The organism is Paenibacillus sp. WC2504, from assembly GCF_052682475.1.
On the sequence record NZ_JBQZFH010000001.1, the window covers coordinates 6,873,977 to 6,896,567 of the forward strand.

21 protein-coding genes, 1 riboswitch and 1 other annotated feature are annotated in these 22,591 nt (G+C 45.9%); of the genes, 6 read left to right on the top strand and 15 right to left on the bottom strand.

The window, feature by feature from the left end:
• Positions 1-43 precede the first annotated feature (43 nt).
• From ACUN27_RS31055 to ytxC, 5 genes are all read right to left on the bottom strand, one after another.
• A complete protein-coding gene (locus tag ACUN27_RS31055; protein WP_315953451.1) occupies positions 44-421 on the bottom strand; it encodes a hypothetical protein in 378 nt (125 codons plus the stop codon).
• A 78-nt stretch (positions 422-499) separates the two neighbouring features.
• A complete protein-coding gene (locus ACUN27_RS31060) occupies positions 500-2,020 on the bottom strand; it encodes a methyl-accepting chemotaxis protein (protein ID WP_445560681.1) in 1,521 nt (506 codons plus the stop codon).
• Positions 2,021-2,346: 326 nt separating this feature from the next.
• Positions 2,347-2,982: a 3D domain-containing protein gene (locus tag ACUN27_RS31065; RefSeq protein ID WP_315953362.1), complete on the bottom strand. Its 636-nt coding sequence runs from the start codon at positions 2,980-2,982 to the stop codon at positions 2,347-2,349.
• A gap of 179 nt (positions 2,983-3,161) precedes the next feature.
• Positions 3,162-5,096, bottom strand: a complete 1,935-nt coding sequence (gene thrS, locus ACUN27_RS31070) for a threonine--tRNA ligase (RefSeq protein ID WP_315953361.1) — start codon at positions 5,094-5,096, stop codon at positions 3,162-3,164.
• A gap of 344 nt (positions 5,097-5,440) precedes the next feature.
• Complete coding sequence (gene ytxC, locus ACUN27_RS31075; protein ID WP_445560192.1) at positions 5,441-6,382, bottom strand: sporulation protein YtxC; 942 nt, start codon at positions 6,380-6,382, stop codon at positions 5,441-5,443.
• Positions 6,383-6,576: 194 nt separating this feature from the next.
• Between ytxC and ACUN27_RS31080 the strand changes: the two genes are divergently transcribed.
• Positions 6,577-7,677 carry a GGDEF domain-containing protein gene (locus ACUN27_RS31080; protein WP_315953359.1) on the top strand — a complete coding sequence of 367 codons (1,101 nt, stop codon included), beginning with the start codon at positions 6,577-6,579 and terminating at the stop codon, positions 7,675-7,677.
• Between the two features lie 55 nt (positions 7,678-7,732).
• On the opposite strand, the gene mqnC is transcribed toward ACUN27_RS31080, so the two are convergent.
• The 4 genes from mqnC to metA form a co-directional block, all read right to left on the bottom strand.
• Positions 7,733-8,869 carry a cyclic dehypoxanthinyl futalosine synthase gene (gene mqnC, locus ACUN27_RS31085; RefSeq protein WP_315953358.1) on the bottom strand — a complete coding sequence of 379 codons (1,137 nt, stop codon included), beginning with the start codon at positions 8,867-8,869 and terminating at the stop codon, positions 7,733-7,735.
• A 135-nt stretch (positions 8,870-9,004) separates the two neighbouring features.
• Complete coding sequence (locus ACUN27_RS31090) at positions 9,005-10,177, bottom strand: trans-sulfuration enzyme family protein (RefSeq protein ID WP_315953357.1); 1,173 nt, start codon at positions 10,175-10,177, stop codon at positions 9,005-9,007.
• Positions 10,177-11,343, bottom strand: a complete 1,167-nt coding sequence (locus ACUN27_RS31095; RefSeq protein ID WP_445560682.1) for an aminotransferase class I/II-fold pyridoxal phosphate-dependent enzyme — start codon at positions 11,341-11,343, stop codon at positions 10,177-10,179. The genes ACUN27_RS31090 and ACUN27_RS31095 overlap by 1 nt, the downstream gene beginning before the upstream one ends.
• 34 nt (positions 11,344-11,377) lie before the next feature.
• Positions 11,378-12,322 carry a homoserine O-acetyltransferase MetA gene (gene metA / locus ACUN27_RS31100; protein ID WP_315953356.1) on the bottom strand — a complete coding sequence of 315 codons (945 nt, stop codon included), beginning with the start codon at positions 12,320-12,322 and terminating at the stop codon, positions 11,378-11,380.
• A gap of 103 nt (positions 12,323-12,425) precedes the next feature.
• A riboswitch (SAM riboswitch) is annotated at positions 12,426-12,555 on the bottom strand.
• Positions 12,556-12,777: 222 nt separating this feature from the next.
• Here metA and ACUN27_RS31105 point away from each other — a divergent pair.
• A complete protein-coding gene (locus tag ACUN27_RS31105; RefSeq protein WP_127457775.1) occupies positions 12,778-13,005 on the top strand; it encodes a hypothetical protein in 228 nt (75 codons plus the stop codon).
• A gap of 300 nt (positions 13,006-13,305) precedes the next feature.
• Positions 13,306-14,241: a magnesium/cobalt transporter CorA gene (corA, locus tag ACUN27_RS31110; RefSeq protein ID WP_315953355.1), complete on the top strand. Its 936-nt coding sequence runs from the start codon at positions 13,306-13,308 to the stop codon at positions 14,239-14,241.
• A gap of 57 nt (positions 14,242-14,298) precedes the next feature.
• Here the strand turns inward: corA and tyrS are convergent, their stop codons facing one another.
• Positions 14,299-15,561, bottom strand: a complete 1,263-nt coding sequence (gene tyrS, locus ACUN27_RS31115; protein WP_315953354.1) for a tyrosine--tRNA ligase — start codon at positions 15,559-15,561, stop codon at positions 14,299-14,301.
• 56 nt (positions 15,562-15,617) lie between these two features.
• Positions 15,618-15,880, bottom strand: a binding site (T-box leader).
• A gap of 62 nt (positions 15,881-15,942) precedes the next feature.
• Complete coding sequence (locus ACUN27_RS31120) at positions 15,943-16,956, bottom strand: HRDC domain-containing protein (RefSeq protein ID WP_445560193.1); 1,014 nt, start codon at positions 16,954-16,956, stop codon at positions 15,943-15,945.
• Positions 16,957-17,152: 196 nt separating this feature from the next.
• Here ACUN27_RS31120 and ACUN27_RS31125 point away from each other — a divergent pair, with 196 nt between their 5' ends.
• A complete protein-coding gene (locus ACUN27_RS31125) occupies positions 17,153-17,446 on the top strand; it encodes a DUF3055 domain-containing protein (RefSeq protein ID WP_167061910.1) in 294 nt (97 codons plus the stop codon).
• Between the two features lie 58 nt (positions 17,447-17,504).
• Positions 17,505-17,813, top strand: coding sequence for a hypothetical protein (locus ACUN27_RS31130; RefSeq protein WP_181646387.1), 309 nt, complete (start codon positions 17,505-17,507; stop codon positions 17,811-17,813).
• A gap of 54 nt (positions 17,814-17,867) precedes the next feature.
• On the opposite strand, the gene ACUN27_RS31135 is transcribed toward ACUN27_RS31130, so the two are convergent.
• Positions 17,868-19,352, bottom strand: coding sequence for a tagaturonate epimerase family protein (locus tag ACUN27_RS31135; protein ID WP_315953352.1), 1,485 nt, complete (start codon positions 19,350-19,352; stop codon positions 17,868-17,870).
• Positions 19,353-19,529: 177 nt separating this feature from the next.
• On the opposite strand from ACUN27_RS31135, the gene ACUN27_RS31140 reads away from it, so the two are divergent.
• Positions 19,530-20,378, top strand: a complete 849-nt coding sequence (locus tag ACUN27_RS31140; protein ID WP_315953351.1) for a helix-turn-helix transcriptional regulator — start codon at positions 19,530-19,532, stop codon at positions 20,376-20,378.
• Between the two features lie 131 nt (positions 20,379-20,509).
• Here the strand turns inward: ACUN27_RS31140 and ACUN27_RS31145 are convergent, their stop codons facing one another.
• The 3 genes from ACUN27_RS31145 to ssuE all read right to left on the bottom strand — a co-directional run bounded on the left by ACUN27_RS31145 (position 20,510) and on the right by ssuE (position 22,527).
• Positions 20,510-21,388: a 5'-3' exonuclease gene (locus ACUN27_RS31145; protein ID WP_315953350.1), complete on the bottom strand. Its 879-nt coding sequence runs from the start codon at positions 21,386-21,388 to the stop codon at positions 20,510-20,512.
• 117 nt (positions 21,389-21,505) lie between these two features.
• The gene (locus ACUN27_RS31150) at positions 21,506-21,883 is read right to left on the bottom strand and encodes a PH domain-containing protein (RefSeq protein WP_326063596.1); all 378 of its coding nucleotides are present in this window, start codon (positions 21,881-21,883) and stop codon (positions 21,506-21,508) included.
• A gap of 101 nt (positions 21,884-21,984) precedes the next feature.
• Positions 21,985-22,527: an NADPH-dependent FMN reductase gene (gene ssuE / locus ACUN27_RS31155; protein ID WP_315953348.1), complete on the bottom strand. Its 543-nt coding sequence runs from the start codon at positions 22,525-22,527 to the stop codon at positions 21,985-21,987.
• Between the last annotated feature and the right edge of the window lie 64 nt (positions 22,528-22,591).

The window sequence follows — 22,591 nt, forward strand, 5'->3', positions numbered from 1 at the left end:
GACAGCAAAAAACCCTTCCAGACGGAAGGGTTTTAATTTGTTATTAGTTAAGCAGCTCTTCGAAATCATCGGGCATGGTGATGTCTTCGCCAGGCTTGGATTCGTTCATAATCTGTCTGGCCCGTGCTATTTCGGCACGCAACTTGTTCACTTGCTCCATTGGCTTCTTCACATAATGGATATACTCAACGGCCAGATGATGGTCAGGTTTCTTCCCCGTAAACATGCGACGAAGTGAAGACATCGCCTGATAAGCCCGCTCTTCCTTCATTCTCTTCATTTCGTAACGCTCCACTACCTGCTCAATCTCTAAAGCCTGCTGCTCCTTGCGGGCAATGTAAGCTTCCAAGAAAGGAAATACCTCCGCGGCTTTCCTTGATGTCTTTTGAGAATTACCGTCCAGTCGCATAGCATTCAGCATAGTCACTCACCTATCTCTCCATGTTAACATTCATCACAGTAATCTTATTTTACACTAAAACTATGGTTTTGAGAACCATTATTTCAAGATTAAATCGATTCCTACGACACCAATCGGGGTTCCCGTGTCACCTATTATCGCTTTGGATAAAGTAATACACGGTTTCTTCGTAATAGCTGACACGTATTCCTCCGAAACGAAGAGTTCACCGGCCATCGCCCGCTTCCACCACTCTCTCCCCTTCCCATTCACAAGGCCGGCTTCAGGCAGTGAAAAGATGAAGGTCCCGTCTGCCCGGTTCGACCAGATCGCCTCAATACCATCTGTTTTCTTCAAAACTGCGCTTAATTGAGCGGCATGATTCCCATCGATCAAGGAAGTGATGTCAGGTTTGAGGACAAGAGCGCTGAGCAGCTGCTTCATCTCTTGAATATTAACGTTGGTTGTCCCTTTCGTATTTTGCAAACCAACGGCTTGAATAGCTTGGATAAGCTCTGTCGACGAGCGATCAAGATTTTGATTGATGTGCTGAAGCATCGAAACTTCCTGGCGCTGCTTTTTCATTTGCAAAAGCGTGTTCTCCACGCTGTTCATGGTTTCGTTCATCAAATCTACCACTTGTCCGAGCGAGGACCTCGTACCTGTTACTAAGGTGGACTGCGTTTTGGTTGAGGTTGTCGTACTTGCAACGAGATTGTTGACATGCAGGATAAGCGAGAAAATCGTATCGATCTTTTCCTTCATCACCTTCATTTCGCTAATGCCTAAAGCAACCGACTTCTTCTCTTCTGCAACTGCTGCGACAACTTGCGCAACGCCACTCTCAATAGCGGTCAGAATTTCTGATGAGGTTGTCACCGCTTCATGGCTTTGTGCAGCCAGCTTCTTGATCTCCTGTGCGACAACCGAAAAGCCCCGCCCTTGCTCACCCGCTCTAGCGGCTTCAATGGAAGCATTAAGAGCAAGCAACGACGTTTGATTGACCACTTCAGCAATGAACGTATTGATTTCTTCGATTTTAGAAGTATGAGTGGTCAGATCCTGAATCTTACGCTGCATCGTATCATTATTGATATGCAGATCGCTCATGACTTCGTCTGTGGCATTCAGGGAGCGGCATACATCGACAACCGTGTCTTTGGTCTGTTCGCTCTCTTTGTGCATATGTAACGATGAGTCTAAAATATGGTCGGCTGCCGCCGCCACCTGCTGAATCGCTGCGAACGCTTCCTGCAGCTGTCCTACCGCTTGATCGCTGCGAGCCTTCAGATCCTCTTCCCCTTGAATGGACGCATCGGCAATGTGCAGAAGTTGGCTAATTGAGCGATTCACTTCTTCTACCGCCGCTGCCAATCGATCCGCCACGACTTGTGATTCCTGAATAAAGGTTCGGAATTGCACCTGCTGCTGCTTTTCAGAGTCGAGTGAAACGCTTGATGACTTATTCATAACAGTGATCAATATCCCTAAAAACAAAAAAACAGCCAAACTCGCAGCCGTAAACCAAAAAGATGTTGAAAATAAAGCCGTAACACTTAAGGCAATACCGATGAGAATAAGACCATACAACCAAGCTTTTAGTTTCGTCTCTGCCTGCATAAGCAATTGGCACTCCTCCCAGATGGGCAAATGTTAGATTTTGCTACATTATATCGAAAATAGGCGACGATGAAAAGAAATAAAAAAGCAGAGACCCCTAAGGATCCCTGCTTTTTATTAACATCGCTATGGTTATTCGTTATTTGTTTTGGTTTTGTGTGTTCGTTTGTTGCTGCTTGTTAGGTACCGCAGTTTCCGTAGCGAATTCTACGTCTTGTGCTGCTTTCTTGTTGTTTTTGTTCTTAGCCATGTTCAATCACCTCCTGTATGTATATGGTTTCCCAAACAGGACTTTTTATGATGAAAAAGTTTAGCCTGAACCATTTTTATAACGATTTGGTAGGAGACAAGATCTCATCCTTCAATTGATTCCAAATGAGCTCCGTCACCTTGCCGCTCCCCTGCTTGACGATAAAGACTTTGACGGTTTTTTTGCCCCATTCCTTGTAGACCTGATCTTTCGTGTCAAAATACAAGTCAATTTTCTTCCCTTTAATCGCACTTCCCGTGTCGGCAACTACCCCGTAACCGTATCCCGGAATAAACAAAACCGTGCCCAACGGAAAGACTTTCGTGTCTGCAGCGATAGTCGATAACGCTTTGTCGTCCCGCTTTACTTTGATTCCTGAAAAGGTAATCCCGTATTCAGGATGATCCGGATTTTTACCCGTGGATTCTTTACCCGCATAATAGCCGGTAGCCGTCACTTCAACCGACTTAAGCTTGGACAAATCGGAGTCCAGTTTCGGCACATAGCGATAATTAACTTGCTGCCTACGATCTTGTGTTACTGGCACAGAAACAGGTTCCGAATTGCTCGGAGCATCCATTTGGTGCGGCACTTGTATATGGCTTACGGTTTCTGCCGTGTTTCTTGTTTCTTGTCCGAAAAGCGCAATCAAAACATTCATGATCATCCATGTTCCAAGCCATTTGGGCTTCGTAAATAACGCAGTAAACATTATTTTGATACCTCCCCTACTATTGCAGGTTGTCCAGTTCATTCCAGAATTAAACCTCCATATGCAGACTCACTGATTAAAATGCCCCCTTTGCGTTCCCTTATACATACCAAAATGCCTAATTTTGAAAACAAAAAAAGCAGAGAAGAATCACTCTTCTCTGCTTTCGTTTTATATGATTATAGTTTTTTGCTTATTTCTTCATTGATCATGCCGATAACTTGATCAATCGGATGTGTACCCAGGTCCCCTTGACCGCGTTTACGGACAGACAGACTTTCATTCGTTACTTCATTTTCCCCGACAACGAGCATGAATGGAATTTTCTCCAGCTGCGCTTCGCGAATCTTGTAACCCAGCTTTTCATTGCGGTTATCCGCTTCAACACGAATACCTGCAGCCAATAGACGCTCAGTAACCTTATTTGAGAATTCCTCAAAGGCAGGCGATACCGGAATGACTTTGGCTTGTACTGGCATTAACCAAGTTGGCAGAGCACCTGCGAAATTTTCAAGCAAGAAAGCTGTCATCCGTTCCATAGTCGAGATGATCCCTCTATGAATAACAACCGGACGATGCTTCTGGCCATCTTCCCCTGTGTACTCAAGCTGGAAGCGCTCCGGCAGCAAGAAATCAATTTGGGCTGTGGAAAGAGTCTCTTCTTTCTTAAGCGCTGTTTTGATTTGTACGTCAAGTTTAGGACCGTAGAATGCAGCTTCCCCTTCAGCTTCGTAGAATGGAAGTCCTAGCTCTTCTACAACTTCACGCAGCATGCGTTGGGAAGTTTCCCACATTTGATCATCTTGGAAGTACTTCTCAGTATCCTTAGGATCGCGGTAGGAAAGGCGGAAACGGTAATCCGTAATGCCGAAATCAGCATAAACTTGACGGATCAAAGTAACTACACGTGAGAACTCTTCTTTAATTTGATCCAAACGACAGAAGATATGAGCGTCATTCAGTGTCATAGCGCGAACACGATGTAGACCGGTTAATGCGCCTGACATCTCATAACGGTGCATGGTGCCAAGCTCTGCGATACGAACCGGCAGATCCCGGTAGCTGCGCATATCGCTCTTATAGACCATCATATGATGCGGGCAGTTCATCGGACGAAGAACTAGTTCTTCATTGTCCATGACCATTTTTGGGAACATATCTTCGCTATAGTGATCCCAGTGACCGGAAGTTTTGTATAGATCCACGTTGGCAAGAACCGGAGTGTATACGTGTTGATAGCCTAAACGCTCTTCCAAGTCTACAATGTAGCGTTCCATTGTACGTCGCAATTTAGCACCATTTGGCAGCCAAAGCGGTAACCCTTGACCAACCTCACGGGAGAATGCGAACATTTTCAGCTCTTTACCCAGCTTGCGGTGGTCACGTTTTTTCGCTTCTTCAAGCAAATGCAAGTGCTCATCCAGCTGCGCTTTTTTAGGGAACGCAGTTCCGTAAATACGCTGCAGCATTTTGTTTTTCGCGTCTCCGCGCCAGTAGGCACCAGCTACGCTTAACAGTTTGAAAGCTTTGATCTTGCCAGTTGATGGCAGATGCGGTCCGCGGCATAGGTCAAAGAATTCACCTTGATCATAAATCGTGAGCACGGAATCTTCCGGCAAATCACGGATTAATTCAAGTTTGTACGGATCTTCCATCTCGGTGAAAATGCGAATTGCTTCCTCACGGGAAACCACACGGCGAGTAATCGCCAGGTTTTCGTTAGAAATACGTTCCATTTCCTTCTCGATTTTCACCAAATCCTCTGGATTCAGCGGTGTTTCCAAATCGATGTCGTAGTAGAATCCGTCTTCAATGACAGGTCCGATTCCTAATTTTACAGCCTTCTCGCCATAAATGCGTTTAATAGCTTGAGCCATTAAATGAGCTGTACTGTGACGATACATTTCCAATCCCGCTTCGTTGTCGAGCGTTAAAATCTCAACGTCAGCATCATTTTCCAAAGCGAACGACAAATCAACCGATTTTCCGTTCACTTTACCGCCTACCGCATTTTTCTTCAATCCGGAAGAAATGGATTCCGCCACTTGCTCAATGGTCGTTCCAACTGCGTACTCTCTCACTGCGCCATCTGGTAATTTCACTTGTACAACCATCTTCGTTCCTCCTGTATATATATGATTGAACGCAAAAAAGCACACTGCATCCCATAAGGGACGAGTGCGCTCAGCTCGTGGTTCCACCCTAGTTCGATTCGCTGCATGTCTTATCGAGCATGGCGAATCCTCATCAGCATTCGGTAACGGGAATGATTCCGGTGTTATATACTAACAGCCTGCAAATCAGGCAGAATTCCACAACACGGCTACAAAGGGGTAAACAATCTGTTTCACTGAAGGAGATTGCAGCCTGGTCTCCTCTCTCTGTACAGCTCTTGCAGAAAGTTCTTGTCTTTGATTAACGCCTTCGCTCACTATTATAATTGGCTCTTCGTCCAAGGTCAAGGGGATAGTAGGTCTTGTTTTTTGGCTTCCCCCAAATAAATGTCACATGTTCGGCAATAGGAGCACACCGTCGTTCGATCTTCAAAGATTTGCCTAATCGTTTTGATAATCGTCATGTCAGCGTCTCTCGTGTGAATATAGATGTTTGCAGGAGATACCGTTATCAACGTGCTCACGATCATATCTTCAAAATTAATGTCCTTCTCCAACATTTCCATCTTGAAAGAAGCATCAAATTCATTGGCATCAATGAGTTCCATACGATCATTCAAAATAACAAACTCATGCCCGCCTTTGTGAATGAGATGAACAACCGGAATTTTGGCTTCTTGAATATACACAAAATATTGCAAAAGAGAAATAAATTCCTGGTACTGGCGATCCATCATGAATTCGTCTATCGCATATTCCGCGATTTCCCGCAGCTCGTCCGTGTAATCTTGCAAACGGAAATGCAGGAAGCCGTCCAAACTGAGCCTTGAAGTTTCTTCTAATGCCAACATTAGCTGGTCGACTAAGACTTGTCTGCGCCGCTGAATGCCGAAACTGTTGGTAAGAACAGGGAAGTCCTCTGTCCCTGTATCTGTATAAACCGTTGGTTTACAGTACCCTTCGATAGCTTCCAAATCTTCCTTGGCCTCATATTTAAACTCTTTGATAAGCAATTGACGCAAGATACTTGATTCCTTGTCCGCAATGATGTGATCTGCCAATACACCAGCCAGATTCGGCAACATTTGGCGTCGCATCGCTGAAATTTCCTCGTCCGTCAGCTTCGATTCCAGGCGGATATATGCATGTGTTTCTGACCATTCGTATGCAATAGTCCATCCACTTTCAACCATATGTAAAAGTTGCAGCTCACGTTCGATTTGAGCGCTTAGCGAACGCACATAGGACTCATCAACCTTCATGATCACGATAGTAAACAGCTCCATACCCTCACTCCTTCCATCAATACATCCTCCTCTTAAGAGTATATGGTCGATAGGTAGGAGATATACAACGAACAAATTGCCATTTCCTTTCAGTATTCTTTATCAAATCTTTAAGTAAAGTTATTCCAATCCCACAAATTTTCATGCTATGATAGTCATCGTAGTGCTTTAGTCTCATATTGGAGTGAGTATCCATGCAAATAGACGCATATCAACTGCACAGACACGCTTGGAACCGCAAGCTGCTGAACACCTACTGGTTCCTGGTCATGATTCAACTACCTTTCGAACTTCTCTACTCTTTCACTGCAAAAAGGGATGCATCCCTTACGTCAGGGCATCTCATTGTCTCCGTCCTTACCATGATCCTCATCTTGCTTATGCTGGAAACGACCAATAAATTTTATAAAAATCACTTGGATTACCAGATTATAAGCGGCGGTGCGATTTTATCCTTCACGATTATTTTCTTCAATTATGAAATAAATCTAGTTATCCTTTATCTTTTGCTTCCAATTTTCGTTTCTATTTTTTACCTGCAATTTTCTAAGATTATATACTCCATAGGTTTATCTCTAGTCTCCTTCTCTATTCTTTTTCTTGTCAAATTGCGCTTACTCGCAGATTACACCTTCATAGATCTGCTGACGATATTGCCGGTGCTGACCATTATTTCGATCATTACATTCGGCATTATCAAGCGCGGTGTTGAAATCCTGAACAATTTGCAAATAACAACGGAGTTGAAACAGGAACTATTGATCAAAAATATTATTATGGACAAGCTCTCCAAAACAGATGCGCTAACCGATTTGTACAATCATATTACCTTCCATGAATACTTGGATGAGCTTATTGTGCAAAACGCTTTAGGTCACTTCTGCATTCATATCGCTGTGCTCGACATCGACAATTTCAAGAAAGTCAATGATACTTACGGCCACAGAGCCGGTGACGCCGTTTTGAAGAACGTCAGCAGCACCTTGAAAAGTCATGTGGGTCTCAATGATTTTGTAGCACGATATGGCGGTGAGGAGTTCGCTATCATTTTCACAGAGAAGAACACTGATGTGGTGTTTGACCTGCTCGAACGAATTCGTTGGCAAATTTCCCAAATGAAACAGGAAGAGCTAAACGGCCAATCTGTCACCATCTCTATCGGGCTCAGCGAGTACCAACCTGGAACTTCCAAAGAGCTGCTTTTCGCCGGCGCCGATCAATCCTTATACACAGCCAAGAAAACGGGTAAAAATAAAACGATCATTCACACCGCTCCCTTGAAGGAAGTGCGATAATTAACGCAGAAAAGCCTCCAACCACTACACTAGTGGAAGGAGGCCTCTTTATTTATTAATTCTGCATAACAAAATCTTTATCAATTTTCACGTTTTCGTCATCAAAAACACGCAAAATTTGATATTTCGTGTTCCGCTGCGCAGGGATTTTACCCGCTTGGCGAATGATGTCCAGCGTCGAAGTAACGTTGACTTTGTGTGTCGTGCCCGCCGCGGATACCACATTTTCTTCAATCATCGTAGAGCCGAAGTCATTGCAGCCATAGCTCAGGGTCTGTTTACCCACTTCAGGTCCCATTGTAACCCAAGAAGATTGGAAGTTCGGCACATTGTCGAGCATAATCCGGCTAATTGCCAATGTTTTCAAATATTCTTCAGGTGTTACTTTCTCCGCCTTCATATTCGTATTATCCGGTTGGAACGTCCACGGAATAAACGCAAGGAAACCAGGTGTATTAAGCTTCTGCATCAATACGTCGTCCTGTGCATCACGGATACGCAGCATGTGAAGCGCGCGCTCCTCCATCGACTCACCAAAACCGATTACCATGGTACCCGTTGTGTGCATACCAATTTTGTGAGCGGTTTGCATGACGTCCATCCAGTCGCGCCAAGAGCCTTTGAGCTTGCTGATTTTGCGTCTAGTACGGTCATCCAAAATTTCGGCGCCGCCGCCAGGCAAGGAATCCAGTCCAGCTTCGTGCAATTGGCGAACTACCTCTTCTAAGGATAATCCGTCTGAAACGTCTTTCATTTTCATAATTTCAGCTGGTGAGAAAGAGTGCATCGTAATGTCAAAACGCTTCTTGATCTCACGAAGAATGTTCGTGTAATAGCTGAATGGCAAGTTCGGGTTGGTACCGCCTTGCATCAGGATCTCCGTACCGTTGACATCCAGTGTCTCTTGAATCTTCTGGAAAATCGTCTCGTCCGGCAATACATATCCTTCAGCTGAACCAGGCGCACGATAAAACGCACAGAATCTGCAGTATACATCACAAATATTGGTATAGTTGATGTTCCGGCCAATAACGAACGTGGTAATCGGGTCCGGATGCCATTTCTTCATAATTTGATTCGCAGTATCGCCAATTTTCTCTATTTGATCGGATTCGAACAGTGTAATGCATTCTTCTACATCAATTCGGCCGCCTGATTGTGCTTTATTTAAAATACGATCGATCGGTTTCACAGCTCTTCACTCCTTTAATTTCTGATGGCTCGTATCCATTTATCGTACCATACTCATGCCAAAAAAGCAGCAAATTGCTGCTTTCATACGTAGGAACCTTTTTCAAATATGACTATTCTGGGAATTCCGGAACGTTTAACCGCGAAGCGCTTGCTCCAGATCTTCAATGATGTCTTCAATGTCTTCAAGACCAACCGAATACCGGACAAGACCGTCCGTAATGCCTCGCTGCAGGCGAACTTCCTTCGGCATCGCTGCATGAGACATCATAGCCGGATAGGACAAAATGCTTTCTACAGCGCCTAGAGAAACGGCTACCAGCGGAATGCGCACTTTGCTCAGCATCTTTTTCGCTTTTTCGCCGGAACCTACATCAAAGGAAACTACGGCTCCATAGCCAAGAGACTGCTTTTCATGAATCTCTCTACGTGGGTGGTTCGGAAGACCCGGGTAATACACGACCTCAACGTCAGGCTGTTCAGATAGCCATTGTGCCAATCTTTGCGCGCTTTTCTCCGACACTTCCATACGGGCTTTCAAAGTTTTCATTCCGCGGATGAGCAGCCATGAATCTTGAATGCCAAGAACATTGCCTAATCCATTCTGAATCTGCTTCATTCTGCGGCCCAAGCTGTCATTCGCAACTACGGCAAGTCCAGCCAGGACGTCACTGTGTCCACCCAGGAATTTGGTTGCACTGTGAAGTACAATATCAATCCCTAACTCAATTGGACGTTGATGATATGGCGTCATGAATGTATTATCCAGCATCGTCAACAAATCGTGCTCTTTGGCAAAAGCAGCTACTTCTGCGATGTCGGTGATTTTGAGGGTCGGATTGGAAGGTGTTTCCAGAAACACTGCTTTTGTGTTAGAACGCAGCGCTGCACGAACTTGGGCCATATCCGTCATATCAACAAAGGTTGATTCAACCCCCATCCGATTCATAATCGTTGTAAGCAAGCGGTATGTACCGCCATACACGTCTTCCGTCACGATCACATGATCTCCTTGTGAAAGAAGCATGAATGCCGAGGAAATCGCGGCCATGCCGGAAGCAAAAGCAAAGCCGCGCGTTCCGCCTTCGAGAAGGGCAATGTAGTCTTCCAAGGCTTGACGGGTTGGGTTGCCGGAACGCGTATAATCATACTCCGGAGAAACCTCCAAATCGGCTTGATGGAAGGTTGACGCTTGATATAAAGGCACGCTGGAAGCACCTGTTACTTCATCAATTTCAGCGCCAAAGTGTATGAGTTTGGTAGCGAATTTGCCGTGCGGCTTGCGTTTATCGTTCGGTGAATGGCTCATTACAGGGATTCTCCTTCTAATTCCGCTTGTGCTTGGCTAAGCGCATTCGCTAAATCTGCGATAAGGTCATCCTGATGCTCAATGCCGACAGAGAAGCGCAGAAGGCGGTCATCCACGCCGATTTGTTGGCGAATTTCAAGCGGGATATCCGCATGCGTTTGTACAGCTGGATATGTCATCAGCGATTCAACGCCACCTAAGCTCTCAGCGAAAGCGATAAGTTGGATGTGACGCAGAATTGGCTCAACCAGTCTGGCGTCTTTCACTTTAAAGGAGAAAATCCCTGTGTTTCCGATCGATTGTTTGTTTTGAATAGCATGACCTGGATGAGACTCCAGTGCCGGGTAGTAAACATCACTGATCAGCGGGTGCTCCAGCAAGAAGTTCGCGATGGCTGTTGCATTCTGTTCATGACGCTCCATACGAAGCGCCAATGTCTTCATACCTCTCATCAAAAGCCAGCTGTCTTGCGGCCCAAGCACGGCTCCAATCGAATTGTGAAGGAAGGCCATCTGCTCCGAAAGCTCCTTGCCCTTGGTCACAATCAAACCGGCAAGCACATCGTTATGTCCACCCAAATATTTGGTCGCGCTGTGAACGACAATGTCTGCCCCCAGCTCTAATGGGCGCTGTAAATAAGGAGTTAAAAGCGTGTTATCGACAATGGACACAATACCCTTCTTACGGGCCCATGTACATACAAGCTCGATATCTGTAATCATCATGAGTGGATTCGTCGGCGTCTCAATGATCAGCCCTTTGGTATTCGAACGGTAGGCAGATTCCAAGCCGTCCAAATCGTTCGTATCTACGTACGTAGCCGTCACACCGAAGCGAGACATGATTTTCTCGAGCAGACGGTACGTACCGCCATATAAATCCAAGGAAACGATCAAATGATCGCCTTGGCTAAAGTAGGCAAAAACCGTTTGCAGGGCTGCCATGCCGGATGAACATGCGAAACCCGCATCTCCGGATTCCAATTGAGCGATCGCATCCTCAAGCACTTTACGAGTTGGGCTTTTGGTACGCGCGTAGTCAAAACCGGTGCTTTGACCGAGCTTCGGGTGACGGAAAGCAGTAGCTTGATAAACAGGGAAGCTGACAGCTCCGGTTACAGGTTCTTCGATGGAGCCAATTTGGGCGAGACGACTTTCGATTTTCAACAAAGGGAGTTCCTCCTCATGATTTGGGTTCGAATTACAGTGACGCACTTGCCAGGCTTTCATTGATATTAGCGGTAAGCTCAAAAGGCGTTTCTTGGTACACATAATAGTTCAACCAATTGGAGAACAGCAGGTTCGCATGGGCTCTCCAAGTGTTATAAGGCTGCCGGCTAGGATCATTGTTGGGATAATAATTTTTGGGGATATCAATAGGAAGTCCTTTGCTCACATCCCGATCGTACTCCCACTTCAATGAATTCGCATCATACTCGGAATGGCCCGTTACGAAGATATGTTTGCCATCACGTGTTGCCGCGATATAAACACCGGACTCCTCTGATTCGGATAAAATCTCCAGGTCCGGACATCGCTCAATGTCTTCACGGCGAACATCCGTGTGGCGCGATTGCGGCACGTGGAAAATTTCATCAAATCCGCGAAGCAGCTTCGTATTCGGCACCTCTACCGTGTGCGGGAATACACCGAATATTTTGTTGTCCAGCGCAAATTTACGAACCCCGAAGTGATGATACAAGCCCGCTTGGGCTGCCCAGCAAATATGCAAGGTTGAAGTGACGTTTTCTTTGCTCCAATTCAGGATTTGCGTCAACTCCTCCCAGTAATTCACATCTTCAAACTCCATCTGTTCGACTGGGGCACCAGTAATAATCATGCCATCCAGCTTTTCTTCTTTAATATCGTCAAAAGTTTTATAGAACATCTCCAGGTGTTCAACGGAGGTGTTCTTGGATGTATGAGTTTTCGGATGCAGAAGAACGAATTCCACCTGCAGCGGCGTATTCCCGATCAAGCGCAGCAACTGCGTCTCGGTCGTTTCTTTGGTAGGCATCAAATTTAACAAAGCAATGCGAAGTGGACGTATATCCTGGTGATACGCGACAGATTCGTCCATGGTGAAGATGTTCTCTTGGTTTAAAATTTCTTTGGCAGGCAGGTTGTCAGGAATCTTGATCGGCATCCTGTTCACTCCTCTTCATGGGTTATTTTGGGTGTATGGAAATGCAAAAATGGCCTTCTCTGGAATCAGAGAAAGGCCATGGAATGTCACTGTCAATGTCCTTCTCTTATCTCCCAGATTCGCTTGTTACAAGCGGTTCCGCAAGAATTAGCACCGTGCATCCCTTTGCTTGCAAAGGTTTGTCGGTTGCCGGGTGTCATAGGGCTAGTCCCTCCACCTACTCTTGATAAGAAAATGAAACGTATGCGATTAAAATCATCATACTATAAAATAATGTAAAGTCAAGACATTAACCGATCCTGACAACCTGTAAAACAGAAGAAATTGCATCAGGCTGTCCATCTATGATATTATTGATACGAAATGTATCGTAATTTGGTGTTTAAATAGCTCAAAACAGGGTTAAATAAATATCAAACTGATTACATTATCTAACCATCAAAAGGGGGTCCATTATGTCCGCACCATCTTCGGATAACTTCTCTGCTTTCGCTTCATTAAATCGATATTTCGCTCTAATTGAAACATCGAAGCCAACTAGGCAACAAGCTGAGGATGCCGCTGCCTTATTATGTCGAGTCTACGGAGCAGAGAGTGAAGAAGATCTGCTGCTCCGAGGTAATCCTGAACTGATAGACATTTATCAAGAAATGAAAGGAAAGATCTTGAAAGCCGCCATGTAATTCATGGCGGTTTTTTTTGACACCGAACAAGCCCTGAATCCATAGAGTATCTAAAGCACATTCTTACTTGTTGCGCCAAACTTTTTGGCTTGAAACAGGGTATATGAAGGGTTATACTAGACAAGTATTATTCGACATGGACGCAAAAGGGGGGCATACGTTTGGACGGGGAACCGAGGAGTAGCACCTGCAAGTTTTGTAAATTTTATAGTGTAGGAATGCAGTCGGTTATTCCATCATTCGTAGTCTCGCGCACATGATGAACGTAACCGGCTGATTCCATGCAAAGGGGTGGATCAGATGAAAACACGGTGGGTTCAGAATGGCATTTTCACATTGGTCGAAGACGTGTCTGTCGCACTAACACCTCCAGAACAAGGCTTTTATTGGATCGATGCAGGGATCGAGGATTTAGAACTTCTTCAACCTTTATTCCATCTACATGATTTGGCCGTGGAGGACTGTTTGAGCGAAGAGGAGCAGCGTCCTAAGATTGAATTTTATGATTCGCATTATTTTATCGTGATAAATAGCATTCGTTTTGATGATGAGGAGATTTTCCTTCGCGGACTTAATCTATTTCTTAGCAAACATGTCATTATTACCGTTACTAGACAAAAAATCAATGAACTTCGCGCTTTAAAGCCGTTTCTCTGGGAAGAGGAGGTCAACAGCGCCGATCGTTTCCTATACCATCTAGTCGATCTTGTCGTCGATAACTACGTTGCGGTTGGTGACCGTATCGAGGCCAAGATTGAAAAGCTGGAAGAAGATATTCTGGTAGCGACCAAAAAAACGCACTTGAATGAGATCATCGGACTTCGTTCGGAAATTCTCTGGCTCAAAAAAGTGCTTGTTCCACAACGTGATGTGATCGGTACACTCGGCAAGAAGGATCTCAGGCTGATCGACCACCAGCTCCAGAAATATTTTGGCGACATTTATGAGAATGCCGTCAAAATAGTGGATACATTCGATACGCTCCGCGATTTGATGGGGAACTTACGAGAAGCTTACCAGTCCAGCCTGGCGAATCGCGCGAATGATATCATGCGGGTATTTACCGCGCTGACAACCATTTTCATGCCGCTGACGTTCATTACAGGGGTGTTTGGAATGAACTTTGATAACATTCTAGGGCTCCATGTCGCTCACGGCGATGAGTTCGTCTTAGCGTTTATGGGTGTGTTAGGTATTGCTATGTATATTTTATTCCGTAAAAAAGAATGGCTATAAATAAAAGGAAGGGCTTCTTGAAGCAGCGGATTGCTGTACAAGAGGCCCTTTTTTAGGTTATGGCGAAACCCGCTTAATTTTCACAAACTTTCGTTTTCCTACCTGAACAATATCGCCGTCCTGCGGCTGGAGTGTTTCATGGATATTCGTCATTTTCGTTTCATTAATTTTCACTGCGCCTTGCTCAATGCTGCGTCTTGCCTCTGCGTTGGAAGCTTGCAGCCCCATAGAAACAAGCAGCTTAATGATGGCGATCTGGCCAGCTTCGAGAAGTTCCTCGCTGATCTGCATTTCTTCGATATCGTCCGGCAGCGCCCGCTTCTGAAAGACCGTAATAAAATGCTGCTCAGCCTCTTGAGCTTGTTCCGCACCATGATACATACGCACATATTCCTTCGCCAACTTCATCTTGGCATCCCTTGGATGGACGGAACCCGCCTCCAGTCCCTCTTTCAACTCCTGAAGCGCCTCGCTTGAGATCGCAGTCGTTAACTCATAATATTTCAGCATAAGCGAATCCGGAATCGACATCGTTTTGCCGAAAATTTCATTCGCGTTCTCATCGATACCGATGTAATTTTTCAAGCTTTTGCTCATTTTCTGCGTGCCATCCAGCCCTTCGAGCAGCGGCATCAGAATAGCCACTTGGCCGTCTTTCACCTCATAGGCGCCTTGCAGCGTGCGTCCCATCAAAATATTAAATGTCTGATCCGTACCGCCAAGCTCAATGTCGGTCTCAAGTGAAACGGAATCGTAGCCTTGCATTAACGGGTAGAAAAATTCATGCACATGAATCGGTTGATTAGCCGCGTATCTTTTGGCGAAATCGTCCCGCTCCAGCATCCTCGCCACCGTTACTTTACCCGCAAGCTTCAGCACATCATCAAATTTCAGTTCACCCAACCAACTAGAATTGTAGTAAAAGGTTGTTTTGGTGAAATCCAAAATTTTGGACAGCTGCGTCTGGTACGTTTGAGCATTATGCTGAACATCCTCTTCTGTCAGCTGCTTGCGCGTTTCCGACTTCCCCGTTGGATCGCCAATTCGACCCGTGAAATCTCCAATGATCAGCTGAACTTCATGGCCTAACTCTTGAAATTGCCGAAGCTTTTGCAAGACAACCGTGTGCCCAATATGAATATCAGGCGCAGATGGATCTAAGCCCAATTTCACTTTCAATGGTTTCCCCGTCACAATTGCCCGGGTAATTTTCTGTTTCAGAGCATCTTCCGGTATGATTTCAGCCGCACCACGTTTAATGATTTGCAGTTGGCGCTCGACTTCCTGCCTTTGTGCATCGGTTAATTCGATCCCCGTCATCTTGCAATCCCTCCTCATCGTTATAAAAAAAAACAAAAAGACAACCAAATCGTCCACAAAGGGACGAGACGGTTGTCTCGCGGTACCACCCTAATTAAAGCGAAGCATCTGCGACTCTCATTCGCAGCCTTCTCTTTCACTTAGTCATTGTAACGGCATCGAATGCCGGGTATAAGCTACTGATGCTCTCAAACAGAGCATGTTCCCTCAACCAACTCGGAACGGTAATTCGGAGCTATGCTTGCATCGGTTTGCACCTTCCACCGACTCTCTGCAGCAGCGGCAGTACTCCTACTAAGGGGTTAGCCCCAGTTCGTCATCGCTTTGATTGCTATTAAGATTATTGACCATTTAATCATATCTGCCTAAGCTCTGTCAATACTAGCTTGCAGCTTGTGCGCTCATGCTTTCCTTCTCCTTGCGAAAACGCAATCGCAGCAATCGCAGCCACTCATAAGCGCGGTCGAGTTCTTTGCCTTTCAGTTCTTCCGTACCGCCCATACGCTGAAGAACCGGTTTCAGATAACGGTCGCCTTCCGATTCAAAAGCGTTCCATGCTTTGATCTGTTCCTCCTCCGGGACCGAAGCTAATTCTGCTTCCACTAACAGATCCATATCATAGCCTTCCCGGTCAAGTTCCTCTACCCACAGCAGGAGCTCTCTGCGCGGCATCGTCAAATCGGTTTGAAGATCAGCCAAGCTGCCTCCGCGGGCAGTAATCTCGAGCAGCTTGCGTTTGCTGACCTCACGGTCCAGCTCCATACGCAGCTTCTGCTCCTTCTGAGCAAGGAGCCAGGACTCGAACTTGACGATATCGACGCTCTTAGCAACCCAATCTAACGGAAAGCCGTTCGTGCGCGTATATTCTGCGGTAATCTTTAAAATATCCCCCGCATACATATTGGTCTTCTGCTCACCAAAGCCGGGTATTTGCTGAAGTTCTTCCTTGCTTTGGGGTAAGAAAACAGATATTATGCGCAGCACCCGGTTCGTGGCGAGAATATACGGCGCTTTGCCTTCGCGCGAGGCTTGTTCGCGTCTCCACGCACGAAGCTGCTCGTACACTTCTTCGCTTGGGTTTTCTTCGCAATAATAAGTCAGCATCTGCGTCATTCTCGCTTTACCAGACAGCACTTGGGCGGATTCCAGCTCCGAGCTCACAATGGGACGAAAGCCGCTGCGAAACTTCTCGCGCAAACCATGACGGAAGATGCTTAGCATCTCATCCCAGCTCATCCCCTGGTACCACTGTGCTTGCTGCGGCTTGCCCGTGCTGTCGGGCTCGTTCCAGAACACATTCCACACGCCCTGCTCTTCAGCAATCGACACCTGTGCTGATAATACGCGATGATCCCCCGTTTCTTTCTCCAATGTGTTTAAAAAAACAATGTTCATACTTACCTCCTCCAAACGTTTACGAAAATAGGGTAAGAAAAACGAAAAAGCACCTCTTCAGCTAGGCTGAAAAGGTGCTTCCCTTTTTCTAATATCCAAATCATACCATGTTTGTAAGATGGACGCAACCTATGTTTTGTTGACAAGCCTATTTCGGTTATAATGAAAGACATACCAGAATGAAAAGAGGGCCCTTATGTCTGATTATGACTTTTTATACGACCATCAAGAAGAGACGACAACGCGTTTTGTATGCTTCGTCGGCAATGCGCTGCACCGTTTTGACCTTGCAATCATGACTACAACCCGTTATTACGGCAAAAAGCTTGTGATTGACTTACAATCAGGACGCAGTGCGGTAATTGGTCCGGATGACTTGGCCGAAGAGGGATACCTGGAGTACGTATTCAAGCTCAATGAAGAGCAAGCACTGGAACTGAATGAATTTTTATCCCAAATTATCGGTTCCATTCATTTCACGGATATTTAACGGATCAGCGGGGGACACTGGAAAAAGCATGCGCAACCCAGATGAGGAGGCATTTTCCATGAGTGTTGAAGAATCCGCGAAAGATAAGTATACCGAAACAAAGGGGTTCATACCCGAGCAGCGAGATGTATACACCGATTTGGAGACGGTCGAATCTCAGCGAAACGACCTGATTCCTGAGGAATTTCCCGAAGGCCCTTATGGCACAAGCCTAAACACGGAATCGCTGGGCAAAAGCACGCCTTGGCGAAAAGATCAGCGCCCGCCGAACCGGTTTTCCTATGAAAATCACGAGCTGCATGAAGGCCTCAAACGGGACTATCCTGGCGCAGATGATAACCGGAATGAACCTTCGAATCAAGAATAAGAAAGAGGCAATCTTCAAGCAGATCAAAGCGCTTGAGGATTGCCTCTTTTTTAATTATTTACCGAGCAGCTCCAAATGTCTACCAATATGATGACGCAAACCTTCAGCGAAGACGTCTTCCTGCTCCGTCATCGTACGGAAGAATTCTTCAGCAAATTGCTTGCTGCCATCGGCATTTTTTGCTTGCAGCAGCAGGCCGTATGTGATGTGCAGCAATTGGCGCGCATTGTTTTCTTCCATGTAGTTTGGCAGATCGGCATCCGCGACTTCAGCAAGAGGAACGATGGCATCGATGTCCGTCGTCACGTGGTAATAAGCTGTCGCTTCTGTAAAATGATCCAAAGCAAATTGATGCATGCGGCGATACAGGGATGGGTTTACTTTTGCTACAACACGTACCGCTTCGAGCCAATTTGTACCTGCCGTTTTGATATGGAACAAACCTTTCGTGTATTGCCCGATTAGTGGGAACACACTGAACTTGTCGCTACCGGAATGAATGCTCAGCTTGTATTCAAAATGTACGGCAATCGCCGCATGGCTCGCCAGCTCACGCTCAAATTGCGCGATATCGCCAATGTAGTCGATCCCTTTTTGGAATTCCCCGCAGAAGCGCGGCGCCATGCTGAAAATCGTAACCCCACGGTCACGAAGCTCGTTCGCTACCAAGTAGTGGGCTTCAGGCGATGTCGGTGTAGCCGTCTCATCAATCGAAATTTCAAAATCAACCGCACGATCCAGCGTTGCGATATATTTGCGGTAAATAGCTTCCATGAAATTAATGGCTGCGTCGTAGATCAGCACATCTTTTTGGAGCGCTTCACGCGTGTAGTTAAGTGCTGCACCTGGTACATCAGCAGGCGTCTCCAAGTAACGTTTCTCATAGTGCTCACGCAAACCGGCTGGCAAAGCTGCATATTTAACTGCGACCTCATCTGCGGACAATGTTTCAATCGTGTTGTCGATGTTCTCCGAGCAATCGAGCGTCAGCATCGTAAAGCCAAGACGCAGTGCATACTCGATGTCTTCCTCTTTCTTCAAATGGTCGCCGTCTGCGCCATAGCCATCTTTGTAGCCTTCTTGGAAAACCGCATAAGCAGCCGCGTCCAAAACATCCTCATACGTTCTGCCTGTAAGCGCAAGCTCACGAATACTTTGCTGTGCCAACACGGGACGGATATCTCTGCCGCGAATCGTTTGAATATGTCCAGGGCTTGCAATACCAAGGCGATCACCCAGACCCATCGTAGCCACCTGCGTGCCAAATGCTTGCGGGGCCGTATAAGGCAAGAATTGATTCAGTGTCAAACGGTTCTCGTGCGTTAATGGAGCCACTTTCGCGCCATCAACAACTTCTCCGTTTAATTGGTTGTACAAATCGCTCTCACCAACCGCAACCAGCCGCTTTCCAGCCTCCGTACGTACCATAACAAGCGAAGTATTTCCAATTTGTGTTAAAGATGAACCATATACTTTAACGCCTGGCGCTGATAACGTTGATGTATTTCCTGATTTGATTGCGTCTATAAGCTCTTTCATTTTGTGTGTTCCTCCCTTATTTTGCAAACGTTTGCTATTTTCTTATAGCTTAATCATATCGCAAGTTAGGAGCGTTTTCTCTTCATCTATTCCTATTTTCAAGGAAAACTATTCATATTTTTCACTGCGCTTATGTTATACTTCCATTACAACAACTTGAACAAAAGGAGTACTCTGATGCCCAGCACCGTCACCTTCGGCAATGAGGATGAAGGCCCATTTTATATTCAACATATTCATCGTCATGGATCGTTCGAGAGAACACAGCACATGCATGATATGTATGAGCTCTATTATTTGTACGAAGGTGAGCGCATGTATTTCATTCGGGACCGCTCGTATCTCATCCTTCCGGGAGACCTGGTGCTCATTAATCGGCGCGAGCTTCACGCTACTTCGGACTCCGATAAGCTTGGGCATGCGCGTGTCGTGATGAATTTCAGCGATCACTTCCTGGAGAGCATGAGATCCGATGCTCCTTTCCTGCTCGATGCCTTCACGCATACTGCGCCGGTGCTCAGGCTCGATCTCCCGACACGTCGTTTTGTCGAAGACATTCTCGGCAAAATGATTCATGAAGCAAAAGAACCTCAGCTCGGACAAACCTTCGCTTTGCGTCATTTTCTGATCGAGCTGCTGCTGTTCACTACACGTTTTATTCGCCAGCATCCGGTCACATCACCGGAGCATGTCTCTCCTTTACATCGGAAAATATCGACGATTGTGCGTTACATTAACACCCATTTTGCCGAGCTTCTGCGATTGGAAGAGCTAGCGGAAAGATTTGAAATCAGCCCGGCGTATTTAAGCCGTATGTTCAAGGAGATCACCGGATTTTCACTTGTCGAATATATCAATCTTGTTCGTGTCCAGGAAGCGCAAAGGCTGCTCACAGAGACCAAACTGAAAGTAATCATGATTGCTGAACAGGTCGGCTTCGGCTCCTTAGTCCAGTTCGGCCGTGTCTTTCGGCAGATTACCAAAACTACGCCGCTCCGCTATCGGCAATCGGCGATGAAATTCTGAGAGAAGTAGCTCATTTCTCGCCAAAAACGATAAGAAGCAGCGTTAGGGCTGCTCGTTGAACAGCTTGCTCGCTTTTGCTAGCACGCGCAAAAAGGAGGATGCCAATTCTATTCGGCACCCTCCATTTTATATTAACCGATTAACTTGATTAATCCTTTGTACGCAATTTCCTCGAACTTCGCGATCACTTTCTCCCGCTCCATCGCCCATCCGCAATCCTCAAGCGCACAGGCAACAGGCGCATCCAGACGAATCGTCGCCAAGTCACGCGATAGATGCAGCATCTCCAACTCCGCTTCAATTTTGGCTCGAACACCTTTGGGCAGCGCAGCCAGATTTTCCAAAATGCCTCCAATATCCTGATACTCGTTCAGCAGCTTGGTCGCTGTTTTCTCCCCGATTCCTTTGACGCCCGGGTAGTTATCCGCCGTGTCGCCGGTTAGACCTTTCAGATCAATAATCTGCGCAGGCGTCAGACTTTTCTCTTCCATCAATGTTTCCAGGGTATAAACCATGTAGTTGGAGTGCCCTTTTTTCATAATAATGACTTCCGTGCTCTCATTCACAAGCTGGAGCATATCATGATCTCCGGTCAAAATTTGAACTTTCGTCAGCGGGCTGTATGTACGGGCCAGTGTTCCGATGCAATCGTCAGCTTCGTAACCGACAACACCAATATTCGGGATGTTAAAGCTGGCCGTCACTTCTTTTACCAAATCGAATTGTGGAATTAACTCCTCCGGGGCAGGCCCGCGATTCGCTTTGTATGCTTCAAATTTCTCCGTACGGAACGTTTTACTCCCCATATCCCAGCAGCACACCACGTGAGAAGGCTTAAAGGTTTGAATCGCATCAAGTAAATATTTCAGAAAACCGTATACGCCATTAATCGGCACACCGTTTTCTGTTTTCATAATATAACCGCTCGATGAAGTGGCGTAATAACCGCGAAATAATAACGCCATCCCGTCAACTAGCAGCACGGAACCCGATGAATTCTCTGACAACATAATCGCTCCTATCCAAATAAATATATGTTCAGTATAGCACGACAGCGCTCTCCCCGGCACAAAAAACCACCATCAGTAAAAGTTACCAATGGCGATTCAAACACTATGTTCCCTCATTTATTTCAAAACGTACTCAGCTAGTACGCTCTGAAGTTCGTATATGTTTAAGCTTTTGTTAAACTTTTTTTCAATCGGCGTATGTGTGCTGCTGATCCATATCTTCATTTCTGCATCGAGATCAAAAGTACCTGCTGTCTCAATACTGAAATGGGTAATGCTTTTATAAGGAATCGAGTGAAGCTCCATTTTCTTGCCCGACAATCCTTGTTTATCTACTAATATTAGCCTTTTGTTGGTAAAAATAAAAAGATCACGGATCAGTTTATACGCTTTTTCGATCGTTTCTGAACTTGCCAACACATGAGCAAATTCCTTATTCACATCCGCCAGATTAAGCTCCGAGGCGTTCCCCATTAAACCATCAAATAAACCCATTGCTTCTCCTCCTTGAACAGCTGTCTATCTAAATGCAGCCACACAAAACCCGCCATCAGCAAGTGAATACTAATGGCGGGTTATGTCATCTGTATGCCAATTTAGCGACTGGTATGCCAGTTAATTTCTTGGATAAACTGCGTGACGGACTCATGTAACCGAGTAGAAATTTCATCCTCTAGAATGGCTTGTCCTTGTTCGCCCCAAGTCACCTGTTTATCAAGCACATACACACCTTGCAAAATATTTTGTGCGCCCAATGCGGACAGCACCGGTTTAAGCGCGTAATCGATGGCGAGCAAGTGAGATAGCGTACCGCCTACGGCTAAAGGGAGCACAATTTTACGCTCCAGCCCCTTTTGCGGGAGCAGGTCAAGGAATGCTTTTAGCACACCGGTATAGGAGGCTTTGTAAACAGGCGTAGCTACAAAAACGGCATCTGCTGCAGCAACAAGCGCGTTCGCGCTCACAATGGCTTCGCTGTCAAATTTGGCGTACAGCAAGTCTTCTGCAGGGATATCGCGCACTTTGATCCAGTCTACGGTAAGACCCGCTTGCACCAATTCATTCTTCGCTACTTCAATAACCCCGTGTAATCGGGATGTGGGGGTTGGACTTCCTGAGATAATGACTACCTTCGCCATTTCGTTCACACTCCATTATGGTTTTTGGATAAAAAAGAAACCCCGCTTCCATTGTTCAATGTAA